The 25,067-nt window shown below is 41.5% G+C and carries 24 protein-coding genes; 19 read left to right on the top strand and 5 right to left on the bottom strand.

All coding sequences use genetic code 11. From position 1 onward, the window contains the following. Nucleotides 1-235 precede the first annotated feature (235 nt). Entirely contained in the window at nucleotides 236-454 is a 219-nt protein-coding gene (locus IEW93_RS08400; RefSeq protein WP_188738882.1) for a hypothetical protein, read from the top strand. A gap of 278 nt (nucleotides 455-732) precedes the next feature. Here the strand turns inward: IEW93_RS08400 and IEW93_RS08395 are convergent, their stop codons facing one another. Both IEW93_RS08395 and IEW93_RS08390 read right to left on the bottom strand, forming a co-directional pair. Then, on the bottom strand, nucleotides 733-927 hold the full coding sequence (locus IEW93_RS08395) for a hypothetical protein (RefSeq protein WP_188738880.1): 195 nt from the start codon (nucleotides 925-927) through the stop codon (nucleotides 733-735). Between the two features lie 157 nt (nucleotides 928-1,084). Further along, nucleotides 1,085-2,572, bottom strand: a complete 1,488-nt coding sequence (locus tag IEW93_RS08390) for an FMN-binding glutamate synthase family protein (protein ID WP_188738878.1) — start codon at nucleotides 2,570-2,572, stop codon at nucleotides 1,085-1,087. Between the two features lie 181 nt (nucleotides 2,573-2,753). Here IEW93_RS08390 and IEW93_RS08385 point away from each other — a divergent pair, with 181 nt between their 5' ends. The 6 genes from IEW93_RS08385 (at nucleotide 2,754) to IEW93_RS08360 (ending at nucleotide 9,269) form a co-directional block, all read left to right on the top strand. After that, on the top strand, nucleotides 2,754-3,344 hold the full coding sequence (locus IEW93_RS08385) for a DUF5610 domain-containing protein (RefSeq protein ID WP_188738877.1): 591 nt from the start codon (nucleotides 2,754-2,756) through the stop codon (nucleotides 3,342-3,344). 133 nt (nucleotides 3,345-3,477) lie between these two features. Further along, nucleotides 3,478-4,227 (top strand): ferredoxin--NADP reductase, encoded by a 750-nt coding sequence (locus tag IEW93_RS08380; protein ID WP_188738875.1) that lies wholly within the window; start codon nucleotides 3,478-3,480, stop codon nucleotides 4,225-4,227. Between the two features lie 179 nt (nucleotides 4,228-4,406). Continuing rightward, the gene (locus IEW93_RS08375; RefSeq protein ID WP_188738873.1) at nucleotides 4,407-5,414 is read left to right on the top strand and encodes an extracellular solute-binding protein; all 1,008 of its coding nucleotides are present in this window, start codon (nucleotides 4,407-4,409) and stop codon (nucleotides 5,412-5,414) included. A 72-nt stretch (nucleotides 5,415-5,486) separates the two neighbouring features. After that, nucleotides 5,487-7,118, top strand: a complete 1,632-nt coding sequence (locus IEW93_RS08370) for an ABC transporter permease (protein ID WP_188738871.1) — start codon at nucleotides 5,487-5,489, stop codon at nucleotides 7,116-7,118. 1 nt (nucleotide 7,119) lies between these two features. Continuing rightward, complete coding sequence (locus IEW93_RS08365; protein WP_188738869.1) at nucleotides 7,120-8,154, top strand: ABC transporter ATP-binding protein; 1,035 nt, start codon at nucleotides 7,120-7,122, stop codon at nucleotides 8,152-8,154. 176 nt (nucleotides 8,155-8,330) lie between these two features. Next, entirely contained in the window at nucleotides 8,331-9,269 is a 939-nt protein-coding gene (locus IEW93_RS08360) for a Dyp-type peroxidase (protein ID WP_188738867.1), read from the top strand. A 93-nt stretch (nucleotides 9,270-9,362) separates the two neighbouring features. Here IEW93_RS08360 and argR read toward each other — a convergent pair whose 3' ends face one another. Next, nucleotides 9,363-9,833, bottom strand: coding sequence for a transcriptional regulator ArgR (gene argR, locus IEW93_RS08355; protein WP_188738865.1), 471 nt, complete (start codon nucleotides 9,831-9,833; stop codon nucleotides 9,363-9,365). A gap of 307 nt (nucleotides 9,834-10,140) precedes the next feature. Here argR and IEW93_RS08350 point away from each other — a divergent pair, with 307 nt between their 5' ends. The 3 genes from IEW93_RS08350 to IEW93_RS08340 are packed head-to-tail and all read left to right on the top strand — an operon-like array spanning nucleotide 10,141 to nucleotide 11,317. Further along, a complete protein-coding gene (locus IEW93_RS08350) occupies nucleotides 10,141-10,359 on the top strand; it encodes a hypothetical protein (RefSeq protein WP_188738863.1) in 219 nt (72 codons plus the stop codon). A gap of 3 nt (nucleotides 10,360-10,362) precedes the next feature. Beyond that, complete coding sequence (locus IEW93_RS08345; RefSeq protein ID WP_188738861.1) at nucleotides 10,363-10,905, top strand: GNAT family N-acetyltransferase; 543 nt, start codon at nucleotides 10,363-10,365, stop codon at nucleotides 10,903-10,905. A 55-nt stretch (nucleotides 10,906-10,960) separates the two neighbouring features. Next, nucleotides 10,961-11,317, top strand: a complete 357-nt coding sequence (locus IEW93_RS08340; protein ID WP_188738859.1) for a hypothetical protein — start codon at nucleotides 10,961-10,963, stop codon at nucleotides 11,315-11,317. On the opposite strand, the gene IEW93_RS08335 is transcribed toward IEW93_RS08340, so the two are convergent. After that, nucleotides 11,314-11,898 carry a GNAT family N-acetyltransferase gene (locus tag IEW93_RS08335; protein ID WP_188738856.1) on the bottom strand — a complete coding sequence of 195 codons (585 nt, stop codon included), beginning with the start codon at nucleotides 11,896-11,898 and terminating at the stop codon, nucleotides 11,314-11,316. The genes IEW93_RS08340 and IEW93_RS08335 overlap by 4 nt on opposite strands. Nucleotides 11,899-11,968: 70 nt before the next feature. Further along, nucleotides 11,969-13,120, bottom strand: a complete 1,152-nt coding sequence (gene metK, locus IEW93_RS08330) for a methionine adenosyltransferase (protein WP_188738854.1) — start codon at nucleotides 13,118-13,120, stop codon at nucleotides 11,969-11,971. A gap of 537 nt (nucleotides 13,121-13,657) precedes the next feature. Between metK and tkt the strand changes: the two genes are divergently transcribed. The 9 genes from tkt (at nucleotide 13,658) to IEW93_RS08285 (ending at nucleotide 25,037) form a co-directional block, all read left to right on the top strand. Further along, the gene (tkt, locus tag IEW93_RS08325) at nucleotides 13,658-15,652 is read left to right on the top strand and encodes a transketolase (protein WP_188738852.1); all 1,995 of its coding nucleotides are present in this window, start codon (nucleotides 13,658-13,660) and stop codon (nucleotides 15,650-15,652) included. A gap of 181 nt (nucleotides 15,653-15,833) precedes the next feature. After that, nucleotides 15,834-16,856, top strand: coding sequence for an erythrose-4-phosphate dehydrogenase (epd, locus tag IEW93_RS08320; RefSeq protein ID WP_188738850.1), 1,023 nt, complete (start codon nucleotides 15,834-15,836; stop codon nucleotides 16,854-16,856). Nucleotides 16,857-16,984: 128 nt separating this feature from the next. Next, nucleotides 16,985-18,160, top strand: a complete 1,176-nt coding sequence (locus IEW93_RS08315) for a phosphoglycerate kinase (protein ID WP_188738848.1) — start codon at nucleotides 16,985-16,987, stop codon at nucleotides 18,158-18,160. 142 nt (nucleotides 18,161-18,302) lie between these two features. Next, nucleotides 18,303-19,367 (top strand): class II fructose-bisphosphate aldolase, encoded by a 1,065-nt coding sequence (gene fba, locus IEW93_RS08310; protein WP_188738846.1) that lies wholly within the window; start codon nucleotides 18,303-18,305, stop codon nucleotides 19,365-19,367. Between the two features lie 186 nt (nucleotides 19,368-19,553). Then, nucleotides 19,554-20,894, top strand: coding sequence for an MATE family efflux transporter (locus IEW93_RS08305; RefSeq protein ID WP_188738844.1), 1,341 nt, complete (start codon nucleotides 19,554-19,556; stop codon nucleotides 20,892-20,894). A 196-nt stretch (nucleotides 20,895-21,090) separates the two neighbouring features. Continuing rightward, nucleotides 21,091-21,831 (top strand): DUF481 domain-containing protein, encoded by a 741-nt coding sequence (locus IEW93_RS08300; protein ID WP_188738842.1) that lies wholly within the window; start codon nucleotides 21,091-21,093, stop codon nucleotides 21,829-21,831. 392 nt (nucleotides 21,832-22,223) lie between these two features. Continuing rightward, on the top strand, nucleotides 22,224-22,925 hold the full coding sequence (locus tag IEW93_RS08295) for a hypothetical protein (RefSeq protein WP_188738840.1): 702 nt from the start codon (nucleotides 22,224-22,226) through the stop codon (nucleotides 22,923-22,925). Then, nucleotides 22,918-23,493, top strand: coding sequence for a hypothetical protein (locus IEW93_RS08290; protein WP_188738838.1), 576 nt, complete (start codon nucleotides 22,918-22,920; stop codon nucleotides 23,491-23,493). Before IEW93_RS08295 ends, IEW93_RS08290 begins: the two co-directional genes overlap by 8 nt. 92 nt (nucleotides 23,494-23,585) lie before the next feature. Continuing rightward, nucleotides 23,586-25,037 (top strand): hypothetical protein, encoded by a 1,452-nt coding sequence (locus IEW93_RS08285; RefSeq protein ID WP_188738836.1) that lies wholly within the window; start codon nucleotides 23,586-23,588, stop codon nucleotides 25,035-25,037. The last annotated feature ends 30 nt before the right edge of the window (nucleotides 25,038-25,067 follow it).

Raw genomic sequence — 25,067 nt, 5'->3', positions numbered from 1 at the left:
TGGTATATGTTTAGCTAATTTATACCAATCAGCACAAGAATGTGTTCATTCTTACTGGTTAACATCGCTTATTACTTCGTTAGAAATGTTGAAGGTAGAACACTCGCTCGCTGCGATTTCTGGCTTATTTTAAGCGATTTTTTACGTAAGCTATGATCACTTATTTATCCTGATTGGTATTACTCGTCGCTGCAGTGATTAATTTAAGGTACAAAACGATGTATGGAGGTGACTTGTGCATAATATTGCGTTGATTGCGGCGCTTGAAGGCACCCGGCATCAGGTAACAACTGATTGGTTTGCGATTATGGCAATGCTAAAAACGCGAAATATGTCAGACGATGCGATTGAGCTTGTTTACAATGATTTGTGTGCTGGAGTTAGAGTAACGACTCGTGGTTTGACTTTAGCGAAGGCTATTGATAAGCAGCAAAATGAAAGTGTTGTTAAGTAACAACGCAGATGTTAAGTGGTGTTTTTTGTTTTACGCGTCTCAATCGAGACTCGTCCTTTGTAATTCAAGCAAAGCATTTGATTTTTTGAGACAGCTATCGCTCTGATGAGCCTTGTTTTTCGGTATTAATAGCAATATCACCACTACCTATTTTGGTGTATTAGGCTGTAGGGTTATCATGGTGCAATGAAATAAATCGATGAAATAGGTTCAAAGTTAATTACGAGGGAACAATACGCAAAAACACGCAAAAACGGTTGGCGTTGATAACGAGAAAATTATTTTTTTCGCCAACCAATACACACCATTTTAATCAAAGATCTTGGTGAGTTATCAGGGATTAAGCGTTTAATTTTACCGTGTTCAAAACACACTAACTCGCCTTCGATCTCAATCATGCGATCGCAATTTTTACAACTCACGCTGAGACTTTTTTCATTCACAGGTATATTTTCTGATGTAACTTTTAACATATGATCCTTGGCTTGCAAATGTCCCTAAATCACATTGGTTAGAATTAATGTGATCAACATCAACAATCATTCTACACCTTATTGTTATTTTCGGCAAAGTGAACCTGCAGCAAAACATTAGATTAGCACTACCTAATTAGTATAACTCCTTGTTAATTTATTGCATATGGCGATAGTGTTTATCAAGTGTGACGGCCACCCCCGTGGTTTGAACTATTCGTGCATGATGCCGGGTTAAGTGTCTGGGATCTGTCACCCCACAAGAGTGGGCTATCATGGTTAAATCATAATGAAGAAAATGATTGTAGTTAGCAACGCGTGTTGATTTATCTTTAGGATCTAATCCTTGTTGTAAACGGGTATTATGGGTTGTGATCCCTGTTGGGCAGGTGTCTTTATTGCACTGCAATGATTGAATACAGCCTAACGCAAACATATTGCCCCTAGCTGATGCAATAAAATCAGCTCCCGTTGCCAACGCCCATGCAACGTAAGAGGGCATGACTAATTTACCCGTTGCGATTATTTTGATCCGCTGTTTTAAACCGCGTTCATTTAATAAATCAACCAACAATGGCAAGCTTTGTTTTAACGGTAGCCCAACATTATCCATCAAGGCTTGTGGCGCCGCGCCTGTACCACCATCTGAACTGTCCAGCGTAAAAAAGTCGGGGGCAGACTCAACACCACGACGTTCAATTTCATCACACAATTCATTTACCCAAGCTATATCCCCCAATACTGCTTTGATGCCTGTCGGTTTACCTGTGGTGTCACGGACTTGATTTATCATGTCGATAATATCGGCTACGCAATTCAACTCCAGATGACCATTTGGGCTAATCGAATCTTGTCCGACAGGGATCCCCCTGATGGCGGCAATTTCTTCGGTGACTTTTACAGAGGGCAAAATGCCTCCTTTACCCGGTTTTGCACCCTGGCTTAATTTGATTTCAAACATTTTGACTTCAGGATGAGCTGCGATGTCAGCTAATTTTTGTGGGTCTAAATGGCCTTGATCATCGCGTACGCCATATTTTGCGGTACCGATTTGAAAAACTAAATCACAGTGACCTTTTAAGTGGTAAGGGCTTAATCCACCTTCTCCTGTGTTTAGCCAACAACCGGCTTGAGCCGCGCCATGAGAGAGGGCTGTCACCGCCGGGCGTGATAATGCCCCAAAGCTCATGGCTGAAATATGGCAAATTTTGTCTGTGATGTAGGGGTGTTTGCAATCAGGTCCAATGGTAACGGCCACGGTTTTATGTTTGTCATGATCACTAATGGGGAAGGCGGAGTTCATAAACATAACCGTGCCAGGTTTATCTAAGGCCTGAGTTGAGCCAAAAGCGATGGTACGATCAACATTTTTGGCGGCACGATAAACCCAGCTGCGTTCAGCACGATTAAATGGCAGCTCTTCACGGTCATGTGAGAAAAAGTATTGCCTAAAAAACTCACCTTGTTTTTCGAACAAATAACGAAAGCGACCAACAACGGGGTAGTTATGCCTGATTGCCTGCTTTGTTTGTATTTTATCGGCGATATACATGTAAACCACGGCAATAAGTAACACCCAAAACAACACTAAAAACAGTGCTGAAAAAATGTCTATTCCCCACATAAACCAATGTTGTTGCGCCATGCTGTAGTCCTTTAATTAAGGTATGCTGATTAACATATTAGCAGAGATAAATTTGGGCAAGTTAAATTGATGATATTAATCAGTAGACTAAATTTATCTTAGGAAAACTGGCCGAAGCACTTTAGAAATTGCTCTTTTGGTCGATAATTAAGCTACCGGTTATTTTAAATGAGCTAAGGCTATGGACATTAAGACTACGAATAACACGAGTATGAATACATCAAGTAGTACTCAAAACATCAGTAATCAACAAGCGGTAAAAAACACTTCAGTTGAGCCCAAATTGACTAACAGCCAGATTAGCCGCCAAATGATGAATAACAGCATTTTAGCTGCACAAGAAGAAGTGAGCATTGCCGCAGGAGATAAATCGATGGCACTGCTTTATCGTGCTGCTATTGAAGCGATAAATGAAGAGCTTGCGCCTACTATGGGTGAAAATGCAGTACAAAAAAATGCAGAGGAAGGCATTGATTACTCACCAGAAGCTACTGCTGATCGTATCGTGAGTTTTGCGACACAGTTTTTTTCGACTCATCAGCAACAAAACCAATCAATGGGGTTTGATGAGCAGGTGAACTCCTTTATGGTGAAAATTGGCGATGCTATTGATCAAGGCTTTAAAGAAGCCAGTGATATTTTGTCAGGTTTAAAGGTTTTAGAAGGTGATATTGCCGCTGGTGTTGACCAAACCTATGAATTAATTCAGCAAAAACTAGCTCAGTTTGCGCAAGACAGACTAGATGCTAATACAGAAACCCAAGAGGCTTAATTTTACGCTGTGGTATTACGCCTTCATTGAGAAGTTGCGATAAATATCATAAATAAACTTAGACTGTTAATTAAGCAAATATCTGTATAGATTGGTATTGTTATTTATCGCCAAATCTAGAAGGATACTCGCCATGTGGATTAACGGTACTGTATTAAAACGAATTGACTGGAACAACAAATTGTTTTCTTTGCGTATTAAAGCCGATATCGAGCCATTTACCGCAGGACAATTTATTAAGTTAAGCCAGATGCGTGATGGTAAGCGAGTTGCTCGTGCTTATTCGTTAGTTAATCCACCCGGTAGTGATTATGTTGAAGTGCTCGCGGTTGCAGTTGAAGATGGCCAGCTATCGCCTGATCTACAGAGCCTTATTCCAGGTGATACTATCGAAATAACCCCAAAAGCTTCTGGGTTTATGACCTTAGATGAAATTCCTCATGGCGCATTGCAAGGTAAACATTTGTGGTTTTTGTCGACAGGAACGGCTGTTGGACCATTTATTTCAATGTTAGCTACAAGTGAACCTTGGGAGCGTTTTGAGAAAGTGGTGCTTGTTTATGGGGTCCGCTTGGCAGAGGATTTAGCGTATCTTGATACCATAAAACACTTGCAAACATCCTATCCTCAGCAGTTTGTCTTTGTTCCTATTGTCACTCGCGAAGCATTTCCTGACGCCTTATCTTGTCGGATCCCAGACGGATTAAGCCACGGCCTGATTGAACAAAAAGCAGGCTTGGAGATTAGCGTAGATCACTCACAAGTAATGATTTGTGGCAATCCGGGTATGATTAGTGATGCTCAAGCGGTGTTAATTGAAAAAGGTTTATCAAAAAATTTACGCCGAGCACCAGGGCAAATTACGGTTGAAAAATATTGGTAAATGCACATTTTATCACTGTATCAATAGCTGCCCGTGTACACCTTGTTAACTTGAATGATAAAAAAATAAAACAGCGCTTGCTCATAATGTGACGTTTATTTATCATGTATGTAATTGATAATTATTATCACTTACATTTTAAAGGGCTTAATGAGTCTTTGTCACAGGAGAGAGTCACAATGAGATTGCTCAATAACGTTGTATTGTTCGGGTTAGCTAGCATGGCGTTTTCGGCCAGCGCAGCAGATCCTTTAACCGTTTATTCTTACCGCCAAGCATTTTTAGTTGAGCCAATTTTAGAAAAGTTTACCGAGCAAACCGGTGTTGAAGTTAACGTGGTATTTGCTAAAGATGGCCTTGCTGAGCGTATTGCGCGAGAAGGTCGTTTATCTCCTGCTGATGTGGTGTTAACCTCTGATTTTTCACGCCTAATGGAATTAGTGGAAAAAGATCTTGTTAGCTCAGTCAGCAGCCCTATTATTGATGAAAACCTTCCTGCCCAGTATCGTTCACCAAACAATGACTGGTTTGCCTTAACGATGCGCGTGCGTAACGTTTACTCTTCAAAAGAGCGTACCGGTAAAATTGATATCGATTATCAAGACTTAGCCTCTGATAAGTTTAAAGGTAAAATCTGTACGCGCAGTGGTAAACATCCTTATAACGTTGCCCTAGTTGCCTCAATGATTGCCCATGATGGCGAGGCTAAAACTAAAACATGGCTTGAAGGGGTAAAAGCTAATTTAGCTCGTAAGCCGCAAGGCAATGACCGCGACCAAGTATTAGCAGTTAAAGAAGGGTTGTGTGATGTCGCCATCGGTAATAGTTATTACTTTGGTAACATGATGATGGATAAAAACCAAAAGAGTTGGGCTGAAGCGGTACACATAAATTTCCCTAACCAACAAAACCGTGGCGCGCACATTAACGTATCTGGTATGGCTCTAGCAAAATATGCTCCTCAAAAAGACAATGCCATTAAGTTAATGGAGTTTTTAACTTCAAATGTTGCCCAAGGTATGTATGCTGAGGTTAATATGGAGTATCCCGTTAAAGCGGATGTTGCGCCTTCTAAATTGGTTGCTTCTTGGGGTGAATTTAAAGCAGACTCTTTACCTATTTATAAACTAGCAGAGCATCATCAAGCGGCTGTGAAGTTACTTGATGAAGTTAAATTTGATCTGTAATTTTTACAGGTAATCTTGTGGTCGGCACATTATTAATTGGAATAATGTGCCGTTATTAATTCGGTAGACTTTATGATTTTAGGGTTAACCAGAGGCTGGTCGCTTACTGGTTATGTGATTACAGCACTATTGTTACTACCGCTGTTGGCATTAATTGTACAGGCAACATTGCCAGACGAAGCGGTATTCTCCCATCTTTTTAACACGGTATTACCCACTTATATTTTCAATAGCCTATTGCTAATGTTATTGGTTGGCATTGGTGCACTGATCATCGCTGTGCCAGCAGCTTGGCTGATAGCTCGTTGTGAGTTCCCTGCAAGGCGTTATTTTCAATGGTTATTGCTATTGCCTTTAGCGATGCCAGCATACATTGTGGCTTACGTTTACACCGATATGCTCGATTACGCAGGTCCAGTACAGCGTGCCTTTAGATCTTGGTTTGAATGGCAATCGCCTCACGATTATTACTTTCCTGCCATTCGTAGCCTAGGCGGTGCAACCATAGTGTTATCGTTAGTATTGTTCCCATATATTTATTTACTAGCCCGCACAGCATTTATGGAGCAATCATCAAATTTGTTACATGCATCTAAAGTCATGGGCTGCGGGCCTTGGCGGAGTTTTTGGCATTTGGCTTTGCCAATGGCGCGGCCTGCGCTTGCTGTGGGTGTCGCGTTAGTTGCCATGGAAACTGCGGCTGATTTTGCAACGGTCAGTTACTTTGCTGTCCCAACATTAACCACCGCTGTTTACGATACCTGGCTTGGGTATGGCAGTTTAACCGCAGCGGCCAAGTTGTCTGCCATTATGTTATTAGTGGTATTCGCCATGGTCGGTGTCGAGCGTTTTGCGAGACGCAAACAACAGCTTTTTCAAAAACAAGCTAGGCTAAATGAATCTGACAGGTATCGTTTAACCTCAACTAAAGCTTGGGCAGCTTGGGCGTATTGTTTTAGCTTGTTAACTGTTTCCTTTTTGTTACCTTTTATTGTGTTATGCCGCTATGCTGTTGATTATTTCAATGAAAGTTGGGACATTCGCTTTTGGCAATACAGCCTAAATAGCTTGTATATTGCTGCAATTGTCAGCGTAATTTGCGTGCTATTGGCGGTTGTATTAATGTTTTTAAGGCGAGTTAGCCCCCTCCCTAGTGATCACCTCGCATCGAGACTCAGTTGCACAGGTTATGCTCTGCCCGGAACCGTATTAGCCATCGGAGTATTGGTGCCGTTGACCTATATCGATTTTGCCATTAATGATGTGATGCAATGGCTTGGTTCACAAGGCCCTGGTTTATTATTTACCGGCAGTGTTGTTGCTCTGATATTTGCTTTTTGTGTGCGCTTTGTTGCTATTGCAATAGGGAGTTTAGAAAGCAGTTATAAACAAATTTCGCCGTCACTTGATATGGCAAGCATCACACTTGGGCATTCGCCAAGGCAATTATTAAGGCGAGTGCATTTACCATTATTGCAAAAAGGCATGTTTGCTGGGGCATTACTTGTGTTTATTGAAAGTATGAAAGAGTTACCCGCAGCGCTCTTATTGCGCCCTATTGGTTTTGAAAACCTGGCAACATATGTTTTCCAATTTGTGTCTGATGAAAAGCTAGAGCATGGTGCATTAGCTGCAATTGTAATTGTGATCGTTGGGCTAATTCCTTTGATTTATTTGAATCGTTCTTTGGAGCAGTCACACTAAGATGTCTACGTTAACCATTAGTAATGTCAGCAGCGATTATCAAGGCCATGTGATACTTAATCAGTTAAGTTTAACGCTGCAGCAAGGTGAAATTGTTGCCTTATTAGGTCCAAGCGGTTGTGGTAAAACGACATTGTTAAAAGCCATTGCTGGTTTGCAAGGTATTAGCCAGGGCTGTATCAGCATTAATGGCCAGGCGCTAAGTGGTGACAGTATTTTTGTCGCCAGTGAACAGCGTGGTGTAGGCATGATTTTTCAAGACTACGCATTATTTCCTCATCTAACCGTTGGCGAAAATATTTTATTTGGTGTTAAAGGGCTCGATCGCTCAGCGCGTCAAACTCGGCTTAATGAAATGCTTGAATTGGTAAAACTCGTTGGTTTGTCTGAGCGTTATCCCCATGAACTTTCTGGTGGCCAACAGCAACGCGTATCCATTGCCAGAGCACTGGCATATAAACCTGAGTTGATGCTGCTTGATGAGCCGTTTTCAAATATCGATGCCCAAGTGAGGCATGAGATGATGCTAGAGATCCGCAGTATCTTAAAACAACGTAATGTCAGCGCTGTTTTTGTGACTCACAGCAAAGATGAAGCGTTTGTGTTTGCCGATAAACTGGCGTTATTCGAACAAGGCAAAATTGTTCAGCATGGTAATGCTGAGACTTTATATGCCAAGCCTAGTAGTCGTTATGTTGCTGACTTTCTTGGGACCACAAACTATATTGCTGTGACCATTAAAAGTCACTTGCAGCTAGAAAGCCCGCTCGGGACGTTAACGAGTAGCTGTGAATTAGATCAAGCTGTGGGGGCAACAGGACAATTACTATTAAGGCCGCAACAAATGGTGTTGCAAGCCGATGATCAAGGTGAGGCCAAGATTATCGATAGGCGATTTTTAGGTACGGTATGTCATTATAAAGTCAATCAAAACGGGGTTAATTTAGAAGTAAGTAGCCCTGTTATGAACTTTACTCCTGGGCAACGAGTCTCGCTGACTGTGGTTGAACATCCATTGGTGGTTTTTAGTGATTAATTTATGCTGAACTTATAGGGGATTTAGCTAATCAATATAAATGTGAGTACTCTTCAAGTAATTTGCCGTCATTTAAGCTAAAGTGATTTGGCTTATTAATACCAAATCTAATATCATCAATTTGTTAAGTTATAAGCATTTAGGCCGACAAACAGTATTAAGGTAGGTGAGTATATATGGGTAACCAAGTTATGCCTCGTGAACAGTTAGGAATTTGCGCAGAAGGGAATTTACACAGTGTGTACTTGATGTTTAATGCCATCGATGGCGTTGAAGAGCAGCTACGCCCATCGATTGCTAATGTTGCGCAGTATATTTACGAACTCACCGATCAGTATGCTGACAGTGCTTTTAATGGTTTTGTTGGAATTGGTGCTAACTTTTGGGATACATTTTACCCTGAAGCTCGTCCAGCACTGTTAAAGCCTTTTCCTGCTATGAATGAGGGAAATAGAGATGCACCCGCAATGGAATATGATATTTTTGTTCATATCCGTTGTGACCGTTACGATATTTTGCATTTAGTGGCCAATGAAATTAACCAGATGTTTGAAGACTTGGTTGAATTGGTTGATGAAGAACGAGGTTTCCGTTTTATGGACAGTCGGGACTTAACCGGTTTTGTTGATGGTACTGAAAACCCAAAAGGGCGTCATCGTCAAGAAGTGGCATTAGTGGGTAATGAAGACCCCGAGTTTACCTCTGGCAGTTATGTGCATGTGCAAAAGTATAAGCATAATCTGAGCAAGTGGCATAGATTACCTCTTAAAAAGCAAGAAGATATTTACGGCCGAACCAAGGTTGACGATATTGAATATAACTCGGAAGATAAACCGCTAACAAGCCACACTAAACGGGTAAACTTGAAAGATGAGCAAGGCAAATCGTTAGAGATATTGCGCCAAAGTATGCCTTACGGGTCGGTAAAAGAGCAGGGGTTGGTGTTTATTTCGGTATGTCGTACACCAGAGCATTTTGAAAAAATGTTGCGTAGTATGGTGCACGGTGATGCACACGGTAATCATGATCATTTGATGCTATTTACTAAAGCATTAACCGGTTCGTCTTTCTTTGTGCCGTCTCTTGATTTTTTAACTCAATTTGACGATGCGTAGATAGAGTAAGAGATCAAAAAAGCAATGCCATTGCATTGCTTTTTTGATAATTCATGTTGCAACATTGAGAGAGTTGCTCAATGTTTTGAATTTTTATTCGCTATAATTGAATAATGATTTAACTGTTTCTAATGTATCATCAATGGTTTTGATACTGGCAGGGCAGATGAAAATCGTGTCATCACCTGCAATCGTGCCTAAAATGCCTTCAGGTTTACCTATAGAATCGAGCAAGCGGGCGATAAGTTGTGCAGCTCCTGGGCTGGTTCTTACCACTATCATTGCCTGGTTATGGTCAACGTCGAGCACTAAGTTCTTTAATGGGCTACCGGCAGTTGGCACACCGAGCTCAGCGGGAAGACAGTAAACCATCTCTTGTTTAGCGTTGCGTGTACGTACCGCGCCAAATTTGCTAAGCATACGAGACACTTTTGATTGATTGATATTACCGAATCCTTCGGCTTGTAGCGCATTAACAATCTCGCTTTGGCTTCCAAAACGCTCTTCTTTTAGAATCGCTTTAAAAGTTTTGACGAGCTCATCCTGATTTTTTGTCGCTGGCATAATGATATTTCATCTTATAGTTGTTATTCAAAAAACTTGCACATTTTGAATAGATCTCCTTGTTAAGTCAAGAAAGAATCAGATTTTATGAATAAAAATTCAATTCAAAAGTGGAATGTTATACTGACACTTTGGCGTGTTATGCCCATTAGTAACGATAGCGTTAAGCAAATGAGTTAGCCTTGTGCGCACAGCGCTTAACGCGTGCATAATTAAAAGCGTTATACTATTTGTTTTTTACAATAAGATGGATAATGGATTATTTGTTTGTTTAACGACAATATCTAACCCCTTGATGAGTACTGCAATGTTAAAAATACTTAAAATGTTACACCTAATTGGCATCATCATGTTATTGGTGGGCGTGTATTTATACCTTAATACCACGTTTGGACAGCAGGTCAGTGGTATGTTGGTGATTGCATTACTCATTGGTATTGGTACGTTAATTATGTCGCCATTACCTGTTGCACTTGTTATTGAGTGGGCTCAAAAGCAAACATCTTCAGACAATTCAAAGGAATAATCATTGTCTTTTATTATTCGTAAAGCCGTATTATCTGATAGTAGTGACATTGCTTTTTTAGAACGTGTTCATGTTACAGACGAACTCAGCGGCCGACACAGTGATTTGCATGCTCACCCAATGACGGTTGGTGAAGTTAAGCAACTCATTAATCAGCACTGGATAATCGTTGCCGAACATCAAGGTGAGATTGTCGGTTACGTTATTGCTGCCAAATGGGCCTTTTTTGCCTCGCAACCTTTGTATCGTTATATTATTCAGCGCATTAAATTTGCTGATTTTGATGGCCAATCGTTATCAACAACCAATACTTGCCAGTATGGGCCTGTGTGGATTAGTCAATCATATCGCGGTAAAGGTATTTTTGAAGCCTTGGTTAACGAGCTTAAATTGGTTTTAAAAGAGCGTTATCCATTTATAGTGACCTACATTGCGGCCGATAACCTGCGTTCATTGGCTGCACATAAAAACAAAGCAGGTATGTACCTTATTGAGCATTTTTGTTTCGAGCAACGCGACTATAAGTTACTGGTGTCTCAAACATAGCCAGCTTTGGGTGTTATAGGATATTGTTCTGGATAATTGTGGTAAGGAGTGTTTGATGGTAACTGGTTTTGATGCGCTTTTTAGGCCTTACTTAACACTGACTTTGTCGGCATTTGATAACATTAAACTTGTTGTTGCTGTGTTGTCTGATGCCAATGAAACTTACCAATGTGTCGAGGCAAAGGTGCAGCCGCCAGGATCTTGTAATGTTATGGCCAGTAGTTATTTTGTCTGCTGGAATAATCAATGGATATTTTGTGGATTAACGCGCGCCTATTCTGCATCGATTAGTTTATTTACAGATGTAGAACAAATCGACATGGCATCGATAATACCTGTTTCTATTCCTGTGATGACGATGCAACAAGTTGGATTTATGTGCGTAGAAAGCGCGCATTTTGATCACTGTTAAGCGATATCGCTTGGACATTGTAATTGCATCACAATCAGTGGGCGATCATCGTTGTGGTAGCGCTGGTGAAGTTGAGCAATCTCAGCGGGTAGATTTGCCATATTTTGCTGGCTCACTAATTGAAATTGCTGTTGCTGATACAGTCGCTGCAGGCTGATATTGGTAAATAAAAAGCATTTTTGTGGTGTCAATGCAGGAGCTATAAAGTTAAGTAGTTTTGTTGCAAGGGCTTTTCTGCGTTGTTCTGGTGCGACAAGTAAGCCACTAATCAATTGATATTGACCCAGATGTTTTATTCTAACTGCGGCAATGATGTTACCAGTTTTTGTAACTTCAGTGTCTGATATTACAGTTGAATCTGCCATATTGTGCTGGTCTGCCAGCTGACTTTGAGTGTTGAATGTTGTGGCTTTATGCTGATAAATAACGGCAACAGACTCTTTGAGTGAGACTCTGGCATAAGCCATGTGTTGGCGGTAAAACAACTTAACTGCCGACCACTGCTTTTTTTGCTGCAGTGAAGTAGCATGTTGTTCATATTGAGTGGGTAAGTTAGTGTCTACCCAGCGTATGTATATCATAATATTGAGTGTTCTAATGCTAACAAAAAACCGCCATAAGGCGGTTTTTTGGTAAAAGACGGAAGGTTTATTATAAACCTGCGTCTGCACGTAATGCTTCAGCTTTGTCTGTTGCTTCCCATGGGAACGCATCGCGACCAAAGTGACCATATGCGGCTGTTTGCTGGTAGATTGGACGGGCCAAATCTAGCATTGCTGTTAACCCGTATGGGCGAAGTTCGAAGTGTTGACGTACTAATTTAATTAATACTTCTTCAGACACTTTACCAGTACCAAAGGTTTCAATACTGATAGAGGTTGGCTCTGCTACGCCAATAGCGTAAGACACTTGAAGCTCACAGCGATCAGCAAGACCTGCGGCAACAATGTTTTTAGCTACATAGCGGGCTGCATATGCTGCGCTGCGGTCAACTTTTGATGGGTCTTTACCAGAGAAGGCACCGCCGCCGTGACGCGCCATACCGCCGTAGGTGTCTACAATGATTTTACGACCCGTTAGACCGCAATCACCAACAGGGCCGCCAATCACAAAGCGGCCGGTAGGGTTAATAAAGTATTTTGTGTCTTTATTTAACCACTGTGCAGGTAGCACTGGCTTAATGATGGTTTCCATTACGGCTTCAATCAAATCAGATTGAGTGACGTCTTCACGGTGTTGAGTTGATAACACAATGGCATCAATACCGATAATTTTGCCTTCATCGTATGCAAAGGTAACTTGGCTTTTTGCATCTGGGCGTAACCAAGGTAATGTGCCGTCTTTGCGCACTTCTGACTGACGTTTCACTAATTTGTGAGCATAAGTAATAGGTGCTGGCATTAATACGTCGGTTTCATTGCTGGCATAACCAAACATTAAACCCTGATCGCCTGCGCCTTGCTCTGCTGGATCTGCGCGGTCAACACCTTGGTTAATGTCTGGAGATTGCTTACCAATTGCGTTTAATACAGCGCATGAATCAGCATCAAATCCCATATCTGAATGGGTATAGCCAATCTCACGTACGGTTTTACGGGTAATTTCTTCAATATCGACCCAAGCAGAAGTGGTGACTTCACCGCCAACTAATACCATGCCTGTTTTGACATATGTTTCGCACGCAACACGAGCTTTTGGATCTTGCTCAAGGATTGCGTCTAATACCGCATCAGAAATCTGATCGGCGATTTTATCTGGATGACCTTCTGAGACCGACTCAGAGGTAAACAAGTGCTTTGCCATAATTGGAAAATCTCGTTGGTTGCATTTGAATATACGTCTAGACGTCTATTTTAGTCGAAATCGAATTCGATAACACCCCCCAATACGAATTTAAGTTAATAATTGTGCATTAGTTCAGAAATATTTTTGTCAGTGTCGAGCCTTGTTTAGCTGTATGACCAGTTAATATCATGACTATTAAGTAGTTATTGTATTTTTTATCTAATTTATCACTGGGCGTGTTGGCCAAATTTGAACAATATTTTTGTTTGTTTTGTTCATTTTTTATTGAGATAAAAGCACACACTTTAATGCGTTTGTGGTGATTTTTTATTGAGTGTCAATAAATCATTACTGCAAGTAAGAAGATAGAAAAAGTGGTTATTCAACAAATAAAGCCAAACTATTTATGGTAAATGTGCGCGCTAATGGATCTTGTTAGCAAAAATGACGCTTTATAAAGTAATCGGAAAAATTTTAATTTGCGTCCTATCGCCTAGTAGGGGAAAATGCCTATCCACAATTGCCGTTAGATCTCACAAACAAGCAGGAGAGAGCATGTCTTCTCGTAAAGTACTCGCTAATGCCATTCGCGCCCTTAGTATGGATGCCGTTCAAAAAGCTAATTCTGGTCATCCAGGTGCCCCAATGGGTATGGCTGATATCGCTGAAGTGCTATGGAATGATTTTCTAAAGCATAACCCGAATAACCCAAAGTGGGCTGATCGCGATCGTTTCATTTTATCAAACGGTCACGGTTCAATGCTTATCTACTCTTTACTGCATTTATCGGGTTATGAATTACCTATTGAAGAGCTAAAGCAATTCCGTCAATTACATTCAAAAACGCCAGGTCACCCAGAGTATGGTTATACACCAGGTGTTGAAACCACCACTGGTCCATTAGGTGCTGGGATCAGTAACGCTGTAGGTATGGCGATTGCTGAAAAAACCTTAGCAGCACAATTTAACCGCCCAGGTTTTGATATTGTTGATCACTACACTTATTGCTTCTTAGGCGATGGCTGTTTAATGGAAGGTATTTCTCACGAAGCCTGTTCATTAGCTGGCACTTTAGGCCTAGGTAAGTTAGTGGCATTTTGGGATGACAACGGTATTTCTATCGATGGCCATGTTGAAGGTTGGTTTACCGACGATACGCCTAAGCGTTTTGAATCATACGGCTGGCATGTGATTGCCGGTGTTGATGGTCATAACCCAGATGCAATCCGTGCCGCCATTGAAGAAGCTAAGTCAGTGACTGACAAGCCATCAATGATTTGCTGCAAAACCATTATTGGTTTTGGTTCACCAAATAAGTCTGGTAGTCATGACTGTCACGGTGCGCCATTAGGTGATGCTGAAATTGCAGCCGCTCGCGAGTTTTTAAACTGGCCGCATGCGCCGTTTGATATTCCGTCTGACGTTTATGCAGGTTGGGATGCTAAGCAAAAAGGTGCTGCTAACGAGTCATCATGGAATGACAAGTTTGCGGCGTACCAAGCAGCATTTCCTGAGCTTGCCGCAGAATACGAACGTCGTGTATTAAAAGGTGATTTACCTGCTGACTTTGAAGCAAAAGCGCAAGCGTATATCCAAGAGTGTCAAGACAAAGCGGAAGGTATTGCCAGCCGTAAAGCATCACAAAACGCCATTGGTTTCTTTGGTGCTATGTTGCCAGAGTTACTTGGTGGTAGCGCCGACTTAGCGGGTTCAAACTTAACGCTTTGGTCTGGTTCAAAAGGTATTCAAGACGATCCTGCTGGTAACTACATCTATTACGGTGTACGTGAGTTTGGCATGAGCGGGATCATGAACGGTGCGTCTTTGCATGGTGGCTTTATTAACTATGGCGCGACGTTCATGATGTTTATGGAATACGCTCGTAATGCGGTACGTATGTCTGCATTAATGGGTATTCAAAACATTTTCGTTTACACCCATGACTCAATCGGTCAAGGCGAAGACGGCCCAACACACCAACCTGTTGAGCAACTTGCTAACTTACGCTTAACGCCAAAAATGGCTGTATGGCGTCCATGTGATGCGGCTGAAACCGCGGTATCTTGGAAAGCGGCAATTGAGCGCCGTGATGCTCCAACATCGTTAATTTTTAGCCGTCAGGGCCTTAAAGCACAAGCGCGTACTGCTGAGCAATTAGCTAACGTTGCCAAAGGTGGTTATGTTTTATCTGATTGTGAAGGCACCGCTGAAGTGATTTTGATTGCTACCGGTAGCGAAGTGCAATTAGCAATGGACTCTGCTGCAGAACTTACTAAACTTGGTCAAAAAGTGCGTGTGGTTTCAATGCCATCGACCACTGAATTTGACAAGCAAGATGCAGCTTATAAAGAGTCTGTATTACCAAAAGCTGTGACTAAACGCGTTGCAATCGAAGCAGCTCATACCGATTTTTGGTACAAGTATGTTGGATTTGAAGGCGGCGTAGTGGGTATGACTACTTTTGGTGAGTCAGCCCCTGGTGGTGATTTGCTTAAACATTTCGGCTTCACTGTTGATAATGTAGTAAAAACTGTCCAGTCTTTAGGATAATAGCTTGGCGATAAACACTTATCTATTAGGTGTTTAATCTGTATAATGACGACCTGCAATGCAATTGTAGGTCGTTTTTTTATGCCTGTAATTTCACGTAATTTTATATAGTAAATCAAGTGCTTATTGCTATTTTTGCAGTAGCTACACACGTGCTTAGATTAATTACTCTGGACCCTAAATGATTCGAGTTGCAATTAATGGTTATGGCCGGATTGGCCGCTCAATTCTTCGTGCATTGTACGAGTCAGGAAAACGTCAGCAAATTCAGATTGTGGCCATTAATGAGTTGGCAAAGCCTGAAGCCATTTGTCACCTTACGCAATATGACACCACCCATGGTCGTTTTAATCATACCGTTAAACTTAATGGTGATAAGTTACTGATTGGCGACGACAGTATCCAATTACTTAATCAAGCCGATGCCAGTTTATTACCCTGGAGCGATCTTGATATTGATATTGTGTATGAGGCTACGGGCAGTTTAATTGAGCGACAAGCATGTGAGGCGCATATTTTCGCTGGTGCTAAGCAAGTCTTGATTAGTCACCCTTCATCTGCCGATGTTGATGGCACCATAGTGTATGGCGTTAATCATGATTTATTGCGCCCTGATCACACAATCGTTTCAAATGCGTCATGCACAACTAACTGTATTGTGCCTGTTATTGATGTGCTCGACAGGCATTTTGAGGTTAAAAGTGGTGCAATTACCACTATCCACTCTGCGATGAACGATCAACAGGTAATTGATGCTTACCATGATGACTTGCGCCGAACTCGTGCTGCTGGGCAGTCTATTATTCCTGTTGATACTAAATTGGCCCGAGGAATTGAGCGCATTTTGCCGCACATGAAAGATAAATTTGAAGCAATTTCTGTGCGCGTACCGACTATCAATGTGACCGCGATAGACTTATCTGTCACCCTTAATAAAAAAGTCGATATTGAACAAATCAACAATGTATTACAACGTGCGTCAAACGGCAGTTTTAATGGTATTTTAGGTTATACTGACGAGCCGTTGGTGTCGTGTGACTTTAACCACGATCCACGCTCAAGTATTGTTGATGGTACCCAAACTCGAGTTAGCGCCGGCCATTTGGTCAAATTATTATTATGGTGCGACAACGAATGGGGTTTTGCTAACCGCATGTTAGATACCAGTTTGGCCATGATCCAGGCCAAGCAAGCCGACCAATAAGGTCAAATGATTTTCGTAATGGGCAATATGCCGGTTACATGAGTTGGTGAGTGTTAGGCATTTTGCTTATTACAGGCATCTAGCTCGATAAAAAGATTTGTTTTTAACTTAAAAAGGAAATGCTAATTATGGCAATTATTAACATGACAGATTTAGATCTACAAAATAAGCGTGTGCTTATTCGTGAAGATTTAAACGTGCCTGTCAGCGACGGCGTTGTCACCAGTGATGCACGTTTACGCGCCTCCCTTCCAACGATCCAACTTGCATTGAAAAAAGGCGCTGCCGTGATGGTAATGTCGCATTTAGGTCGCCCAACTGAAGGCGAGTTTAATGCTGAGTATTCAATGCAACCTGTTGTCGATTATTTGGCTAATGCGCTAGATTGTTCAGTGCGTTTAGTCAGCGATTACCTTGATGGTGTTGATGTTAAGGTTGGTGAAGTTGTCGTATTTGAAAACGTTCGTTTTAATGTAGGCGAAGGTAAAAACGATGAAGCGCTGTCTAAAAAGATGGCTGCGTTGTGTGACGTTTATGTAATGGACGCATTTGGTACGGCACATCGTGCTCAAGCCTCTACTCACGGCGTGGGTGTGTATGCACCTGTTGCCTGTGCAGGTCCGTTGTTGGCGCAAGAGCTTGATGCATTAGGTAAGGCGCTTGATAACCCAGCTCGCCCAATGGTGGCGATTGTGGGTGGTTCAAAAGTATCAACTAAGTTAACTGTACTTGAAAGTCTATCAACTAAGGTAGATCAGCTTGTTGTGGGTGGTGGTATTGCCAATACTTTTATCGCAGCAGCAGGTTTTAAAGTGGGTAAGTCATTATATGAAGCCGACTTAGTTGAAGAAGCAAAGCGTCTTGTGGCAAATGCTAAAAGCCGTGGTGGTGATATTCCGGTACCCACAGATGTGGTTGTGGCAAGTGAGTTTAGTCCAACCGCTGCGGCAACGCTTAAATCAGTAGCGGATGTGACTGACGGCGATATGATTTTTGATATTGGCCCAGATAGCGCAGAAGCACTGGCAAAAATAATTGAGCAAGCCGGTACGATAGTCTGGAATGGCCCAGTGGGCGTATTCGAGTTTGATCAATTTGGTGAAGGCACTAAACGCATTGCGCAAGCAATTGCAGAGTCTAAAGCATTTTCTATTGCTGGTGGCGGCGACACGCTAGCTGCGGTAGATAAATATAATATTGCTGACAAAGTGTCTTACATCTCTACTGGTGGTGGTGCTTTCCTTGAGTTTTTAGAAGGTAAAGAATTACCGGCAGTAGCAATGCTTGAAAAACGTGGCGCTTAGACTACGAATAACTTATATTATAAATAAGATAATTATAAAAATACGCTGTTATAAGCTAATGGAATAAACTTATATCAGCGTTAAAAATCCGTCCAAACGATAGCGACCTAGGTGAGTAATCACCCTATTAATGGAGAACAAAATGGCTCTTATCTCTCTACGACAATTGCTTGATCATGCTGCTGAGCATGGTTATGGCGTCCCTGCATTTAACGTGAATAACCTTGAACAAATGCGCGCAATTATGCAAGCGGCTGAAGCAACAGACAGCCCTGTTATTGTGCAAGCATCTGCTGGTGCACGTAAATATGCTCGCCCACAGTTTTTAAAATATTTGATGGCTGCTGCACTTGAGCAGTATCCAGATATTCCTGTGTGTATTCACCAAGACCACGGCACCGATCCTGATATTTGTCAGCGTTCAATTCAGTTAGGCATGTCATCAGTTATGATGGATGGCTCATTAATGTCTGATGGTAAAACACCTGCATCTTATGAATATAACGTCGATGTGACACGTCGCACTGTTGCATTCGCACACGCTTGTGGTGTGTCTGTTGAAGGTGAAATTGGTTGTTTAGGCAGTTTAGAAACGGGTATGGCAGGTGAAGAAGACGGTGTGGGCGCAGAAGGTGTGCTAAGCCATGATCAATTGCTCACTACGCCAGAAGAAGCTGCTCGTTTTGTTGCAGATACCCATGTTGATGCATTAGCTATTGCCATTGGTACTAGCCATGGTGCGTACAAGTTTAGCCGTAAACCGACTGGTGATGTATTACGTATCGATCGTATTAAAGAGATCCATGCTCGTATCCCTAATACGCATTTGGTTATGCACGGCTCATCATCAGTTCCGCAAGAATGGCTACAAATCATTAACCAATATGGTGGTGCAATTCCTGAAACTTACGGTGTTCCATTAGAAGAAATCGTTGAAGGCATTAAACACGGCGTTCGCAAAGTGAATATCGACACTGATTTACGTTTAGCCTCAACGGGTGCCATTCGTAAATTTTTAGCGGAAAACCCAGCTGAATTTGATCCACGTAAATTCTTAAAAGCATCAATGGAAGCGATGGCTGATATTTGTACTACTCGTTATGAAGCCTTTGGCTGTGCGGGTATGGCATCAAAAATTAAGCCTAAGTCTTTGCAAGCAATGTATAAAGCGTATCAATCGGGTGAGCTTGATCCAAAAATCATGTAAACCAAGCTAACGCATTTTATTATCAAATGGCCTGCTGATTTTAGCAGGCCATTTTTTTTGTAAATAAATTACGAAAAATGTTGTTTTTTTAAACGTCATCACGCATGATCTGCGCCCTTAAAATGTCATGTTTTATTGATATAACCCTATTTTAATCGCAATTTTAATTTCACAGTAGAACACGTAATGCATTCCAATTCAGACAAGCCTTTATCTCTATTTTCATTGACTTGGCCGTTATTCGTTGATTTTGCCCTGCATTTTTTAACCGCAGCCATTAACACCTTTATGATCAGCCATGTGTCATACCAAGGGGTTGCCGCCTTATCGGTTGGGAATATGGTGTTTGAACTGGCTATTACGTTATTTAGTTTCGTCAGTATCGGCGCAAGTGTGGTGATTACTCAATATTTAGGCTCGCAAAATAAATCTGCTGCAAGTTCGGTGGTGTATTCTTCAATTGGGTTTAACTTTTTGGTGGGATTAGTGGCCGCCACAGGTATTTTAACCGGGTCAACCTTAATACTTAACTTGATGAACTTACCAGCAGAATTAATGGCTGATGGTAAACTTTATCTGCAAATTGTTGGTTTGTGCCTTATTCCTGAAGCGATGGCAATGTGTTTAGCCGCAGGCATGCGAGCGCATGGTTTTACTCAGCAAGCCATGTGGGTCACGTTGTCGATGAACGTGATTACTTTTGTGGGTAATTTGTTATTGCTTTACGGCTGGTTTGGCATTCCTCAAATGGGGGTTGCCGGTATTGCCATTAGTACCGTTGCAGGGCGCCTGGTTGGCATGACGATTATGGCGATTTTGTTTGTGCGTTACACTGGGATAAAGATACACATTCCGAGTATTGTACGCCCAGAACTTAAGATGCTAAAAAAAGTGTTCCATATTGGTTTACCCGCAGCAGGCGAAAACGTGTCTTGGATGCTGCAATTTATGGTGGTGACGTCTTTTGTTGGCCTAATGGGCGACAAAGCACTGGCTGCACAGTCATTGTATTTTCAAATCTGTATGTTCATTTTATTGTTTGGTTTGTCTATTGGTATTGGCAACGAAATTATTATTGGCCATATGGTGGGCGCTAAAAAGCTAAAAGCTGCTGAGCATCAAATGTATCGCGCATTAAAATTGGGCTTAATTGTAACCACTGTCGTCGCGTTATTCGTGGCGATATGGGGCCCAAATCTTGTGGGCTTATTTACGGATGAAAAAGACATTGCTTTGCTGGTTGGCCAGTTATTTATTTTGACCTTAGTGATGGAGCCTGGGCGGACATTTAATCTTGTTGTGATAAATGCTTTAAGAGCCAGTGGCGATGCTAAATTTCCGTTTTTTATGGGTTTGTTCTCAATGTGGTGTATTGCGGTTCCGGGTGCGTATTTACTGGGTATTCATTTCGAGTTTGGCTTATTAGGTGTTTGGGCTGCCTTAGCATTAGACGAGTGGGTGAGAGGCTTGGCAATGCTATGGCGCTGGCGTAGTGGACGTTGGCAAACCAAAAGCTTAATCGCCTAGACTGGTTTGTAATGGGCTAACTCATTGACCAACATAGTGAGCATTTAATCACACGTTCAGGGTTAATGTATTTTGTTTAATGTTGATTTTGGTCACAATTTTTTCAATACAGTTGCTTAAGTGTTAGAATGCAGGCAGTTTTAATAAGGTAGCCATCTTAACGTTTTTGTAAATCGTAATTAAAGGACAAAATGACATGAAGAAACTGCTATTGACTGCAGCTATTACTCTGGCCATGCCATTTGCAGCACATGCTGGAAGTGAGTTTGTAGAAGGCGATGCCACATTTGCTGGTGAAGCTGAATTAGGTGCAACGTTAACAACGGGTAATACTGACACCTCATCATTTAAAGCGCGTTTAGCCTTAAAACAAGAGCTAGGTGATTGGGAAAACCAATATGTCGCTGAAGGGCTATACAAAGAAGACACAGATGAAGTCACCGCAAAGCGCTATTTTTTAGGCGTGCAAGGTGATTATCAAATTGATGATATTAGCTATTTGTTTGCTAACACTAACTACGAAGTCGATCCTTTTACCGGTTACGATTTTACCTCTACAACCTCCGCCGGTTATGGTCATCGCTTTATTGATACTGACAGAATGTCGTTAAAAGCAGAGGCCGGTCCTGGTTATATTTATCAACAACTTGACGATGAATTATCTGTGTCTGAAGGTTACGACAGCGACAGCAGCGTGGTAGTGCATGCTGTGGTTGATTTTCAAACTAAGGTCGGCGAATCATCAAAGTTTCAACAAAAGTTTGTTGCTGACTGGGGTGAAAAATTAGATGCTCGTTCTGAAACATCATTAACCGCAAATATTATTGGTGCACTGGCGATGAAGTTTGCTGTGATTGTGCGTTACAACAGCGATCCGTTAGACGCAAAAGAAAGCACCGACACAGAAACTAACATGACACTGCTTTACTCATTTTAGTTGATGCGAATGTGCGTAGAAAGCTGGCTTAGCCAGCTTTTTTTATGCCTGTAATAATAACGTCGTTAGAAATGTTGAGGGTAGAACAACTAACTTACTGCAATTTCTGCCTTAATCTAAGCGATTGTTCCTTCGCAATCTCTGAACACTTATTTTCTTGACTAGTATAAGTGTATTAGCGCTCGCTATATTTGCATTTGTGCATTGATATCTGGTTCAAAAAAAAGCGCTATTCGAGCCAAAGTTCACGGAACTGTTATTTTATTGGGTTCTTTAAGGTTATTTATCTAAAAGCCTATTGCTTTAGGAGTATACTTTTTTTATCAGTAGCAACGCTGAGAAAGGACATGCAAATAGGATGTTGTTGGTTTGATAATGAGCGACGCTTGTTGGTGGATCAGACGAGATCGACTCAGTGGCATTTAAACGATAATGAATATTGGGTGCTCACTCAGTTAGTTCTGCATCGTGGACAGGTTGTGCCATTGACTATGTTAGAAACCGTCATTGTATCAGGCCAAGTGGCGCATCAACTGACTCAAGGTGAATTAACCAGCATTATTCATCATATCATCGATTATTTATGTGTCAGCCACCTTAATTTAATTGAATATATTCCGGATCAGGGTGTTATTTTATACCCTATCAATCAGACCAAACATCCTAATATCCTCGCGTTACCCAATCGATTATTATCATGGGGGCAATACGGAATCATTATTGGCGCATTGCTCGCGTTGTTGTTGTTCTTATGGTCGCATATCATCCCTCCAATGTTTACAAAAGCTGATGTTTTGCGCCAAATTATTGCAGCCAGCGGTAAAGTCATTCAGCTATCGATTTATGATGGTAAATCCCCTCAAGATGCGATGTTGCATGCTGAATGCTTATCTACCCAACTGCGTTTATGTCATCACGTGCGTTGGGATTCTATTGATGCTGCCATTTCTGCTGATCGTCATTATGTGAGCCTATTGTTGACTGAGTTTACTGAAACCAATTGGCATTATAAAAACGTAAAAATTAGCGTCAGTGATATGCATTCGCCTTTTATTACCCAGGCATGGCTGCATAAGGTGAATATTTGTGGTTAAGTTACCTTTACGCGTAAGGCGATGGCGAAGAAGACTACGTCGATTTTTACAATCCAGGCGCGGTAAGTTAGCGAGTGTTATTGGGGTGATGTTGCTGCTGTTCACTGGTGCAATAACAATTGAGCAATTAGCTATACCTAGTGATGTATGGCTGTTAAGTTGCAGTGCAGATGGCTATTTTTCTGCTCCTCAATTCAATAGTGAACACCCAATACCTGATAAGTTAACCTTACTCGTTAATATTGAACATCAACAGGCCGCTTTGCATTATCTGCTTGAGTCTGGCACAGGTGTAACAGAGTTTATTGTGATGCAAGGCAAGGTGACTAGGCGAGATTTAAGGGCATTAAGTTACCAATTAGCACTTAAGGCTAACTCAGTGCAATGGCAAGATGATAGTCGATTGCATCCTTATTTACTTAATGAATTATCGTATGTCGAACAGAGTATTAAGCTTAATGCTCCTGTTTTGCTTGACGTGCAAATCCGCCATGTTGATTCGCCTCATTCTCGTGTGTTGTTGACTTTTATGTCCAGCAACAGCCTTTGGTCATGTCAGGTCAATTGAGCTGACATGACATCTGTAATATTGAATTAATTGCCTTTTAGGTTACTATCCATAACATAGTGAACATTTCAAACGGTAGTAAACAAAAAACTGTGGCAAAAGTTAAAGTAAAACAAGAAGAAGCATTATCAATTAAATTTAGTCACCAAATGGCTCCAGGGGATCAGCGTACCTTTGATTTGTATTTCTATTTACCGACAGAGATGGGAATAGGTTCTCACACGCTCGATGAAGAAGAGTATTATCATAGTGGCATTCTTGGGCGTCGGTCTTATTATTCTAAAGGTTTACATCTGCCGTTAGTGCAATCTCGCTTTATCAGTTTAAATAAACGCACCCTTGAAGAGTTTCGCTTATACCTTAATTTATTTGCCTATCAATTTGCTGTTGCGATTGAAACCGACGGTAAAGAACTGCGCCAAAAAAGTGATGCAAACGAGTTTTATCCTGCTTTAGACGAACTGTCCGATTTGGTGATTCAATTGCTCAAAAAGTTTCGTCGTAATGAGCCTAGCGATCCCAAGTGGAAGTCTTATTTTGAGCATGCAGATAACTACCTGTCTTGGTTTTGCGAGCAACAATTACTTAAAACGCTCGCCTATTCACCTCGTAGCGCTGATTTTAGTGAGGTGAGAGACAAGGTGTTGAGTTTATGTCGTAGTGAAAACCATTACCGCGAACAGGTATGTAAGTACAATTCGTTGCAAACTCAACAGGATGCGAATCGGATATCCAATAAAATGTTGCTGTTACGGCGCTTAATTCAACAAGGCGTTGTGCTAAAAGAAGAGTTAAAGCCGCTTGGCGTAGGCTTAAAGAAGTTTGTCACTGGCCTTGCAACGGGTTTGGTGATGCTAGTTGTGTCGGCATTAATTATTAAGGCTCAAGGCTTTTTTAATGGGCTTACGTTAACGTTATTATTAACACTTGCGGTGATTTACGGGTTTAGGGAAATCTTTAAAGAAGACTTTCGTAATGCCATGTGGCGTTTTATTCAAAGAGGTCGTCCGCGTTGGAGTCGTATTTTACGCGACACGACCACTCAGGCAATCGTGGCTAAACAGTTAGTCTGGCTAGAGTTTATGCGTACACAAGACATTCCTAAGACAGTTGCTGAGATCATGAAGCAGCGTCATAGCCAAAATAAAGTTGACTCAACTGTACTGCATTATCGTATCGCGACTAAGGTTGCAAACAAGCCATTTGAAGCGGGGTATTCACAAATACAAGAGCAAGTTAACTTTAGCCTAGTGCCTTTTGCTCGTCATTTGGAGCGCGGTAAAGCCAAAATTTATAAAGAGTCAGACGGTAATATTAGTAATGAGTCGGTTGAGCGTCGCTATCAGGTTAACCTTGTCGCAGTATTACGAGATGGCAAGCAGCAACCTGAATATGCACGTTTTAAAGTGACTATGAATCGTTCTAACATTGTTGAAATTATTGAGAGTAAACTGCCCGATAATATTCAACCATTTACATTAGAATCAGAGAGCAACTTAACTGAAGAGACTCAAGTTGTTGACCATCATCAAGTAGAGCCTTGATTGCGCCGATTTGATTACACCCACCTATTA

It is taken from the genome of Shewanella inventionis, from assembly GCF_014641855.1.
Taxonomy (GTDB): Bacteria; Pseudomonadota; Gammaproteobacteria; order Enterobacterales; family Shewanellaceae; genus Shewanella; species Shewanella inventionis.
The sequence above is the reverse complement of the archived record's forward strand: the minus strand, read 5'-3'. Positions and strand labels throughout refer to the sequence as shown.

Coding starts and splice junctions, on each gene's coding strand:
- IEW93_RS08395 (WP_188738880.1), bottom strand. CDS start 927: ATGTTAAAAGTTACATCAGAAAATATACCTGTGAATGAAAAAAGTCTC.
- IEW93_RS08365 (WP_188738869.1), top strand. CDS start 7,120: ATGTCTACGTTAACCATTAGTAATGTCAGCAGCGATTATCAAGGCCAT.
- IEW93_RS08305 (WP_188738844.1), top strand. CDS start 19,554: ATGCATTCCAATTCAGACAAGCCTTTATCTCTATTTTCATTGACTTGG.
- IEW93_RS08360 (WP_188738867.1), top strand. CDS start 8,331: ATGGGTAACCAAGTTATGCCTCGTGAACAGTTAGGAATTTGCGCAGAA.
- IEW93_RS08375 (WP_188738873.1), top strand. CDS start 4,407: ATGAGATTGCTCAATAACGTTGTATTGTTCGGGTTAGCTAGCATGGCG.
- IEW93_RS08390 (WP_188738878.1), bottom strand. CDS start 2,572: ATGGCGCAACAACATTGGTTTATGTGGGGAATAGACATTTTTTCAGCA.
- IEW93_RS08335 (WP_188738856.1), bottom strand. CDS start 11,898: ATGATATACATACGCTGGGTAGACACTAACTTACCCACTCAATATGAA.
- fba (WP_188738846.1), top strand. CDS start 18,303: ATGGCTCTTATCTCTCTACGACAATTGCTTGATCATGCTGCTGAGCAT.
- argR (WP_188738865.1), bottom strand. CDS start 9,833: ATGCCAGCGACAAAAAATCAGGATGAGCTCGTCAAAACTTTTAAAGCG.
- IEW93_RS08350 (WP_188738863.1), top strand. CDS start 10,141: ATGTTAAAAATACTTAAAATGTTACACCTAATTGGCATCATCATGTTA.
- IEW93_RS08340 (WP_188738859.1), top strand. CDS start 10,961: ATGGTAACTGGTTTTGATGCGCTTTTTAGGCCTTACTTAACACTGACT.
- IEW93_RS08380 (WP_188738875.1), top strand. CDS start 3,478: ATGTGGATTAACGGTACTGTATTAAAACGAATTGACTGGAACAACAAA.
- IEW93_RS08300 (WP_188738842.1), top strand. CDS start 21,091: ATGAAGAAACTGCTATTGACTGCAGCTATTACTCTGGCCATGCCATTT.
- IEW93_RS08385 (WP_188738877.1), top strand. CDS start 2,754: ATGGACATTAAGACTACGAATAACACGAGTATGAATACATCAAGTAGT.
- epd (WP_188738850.1), top strand. CDS start 15,834: ATGATTCGAGTTGCAATTAATGGTTATGGCCGGATTGGCCGCTCAATT.
- IEW93_RS08315 (WP_188738848.1), top strand. CDS start 16,985: ATGGCAATTATTAACATGACAGATTTAGATCTACAAAATAAGCGTGTG.
- tkt (WP_188738852.1), top strand. CDS start 13,658: ATGTCTTCTCGTAAAGTACTCGCTAATGCCATTCGCGCCCTTAGTATG.
- IEW93_RS08370 (WP_188738871.1), top strand. CDS start 5,487: ATGATTTTAGGGTTAACCAGAGGCTGGTCGCTTACTGGTTATGTGATT.
- metK (WP_188738854.1), bottom strand. CDS start 13,120: ATGGCAAAGCACTTGTTTACCTCTGAGTCGGTCTCAGAAGGTCATCCA.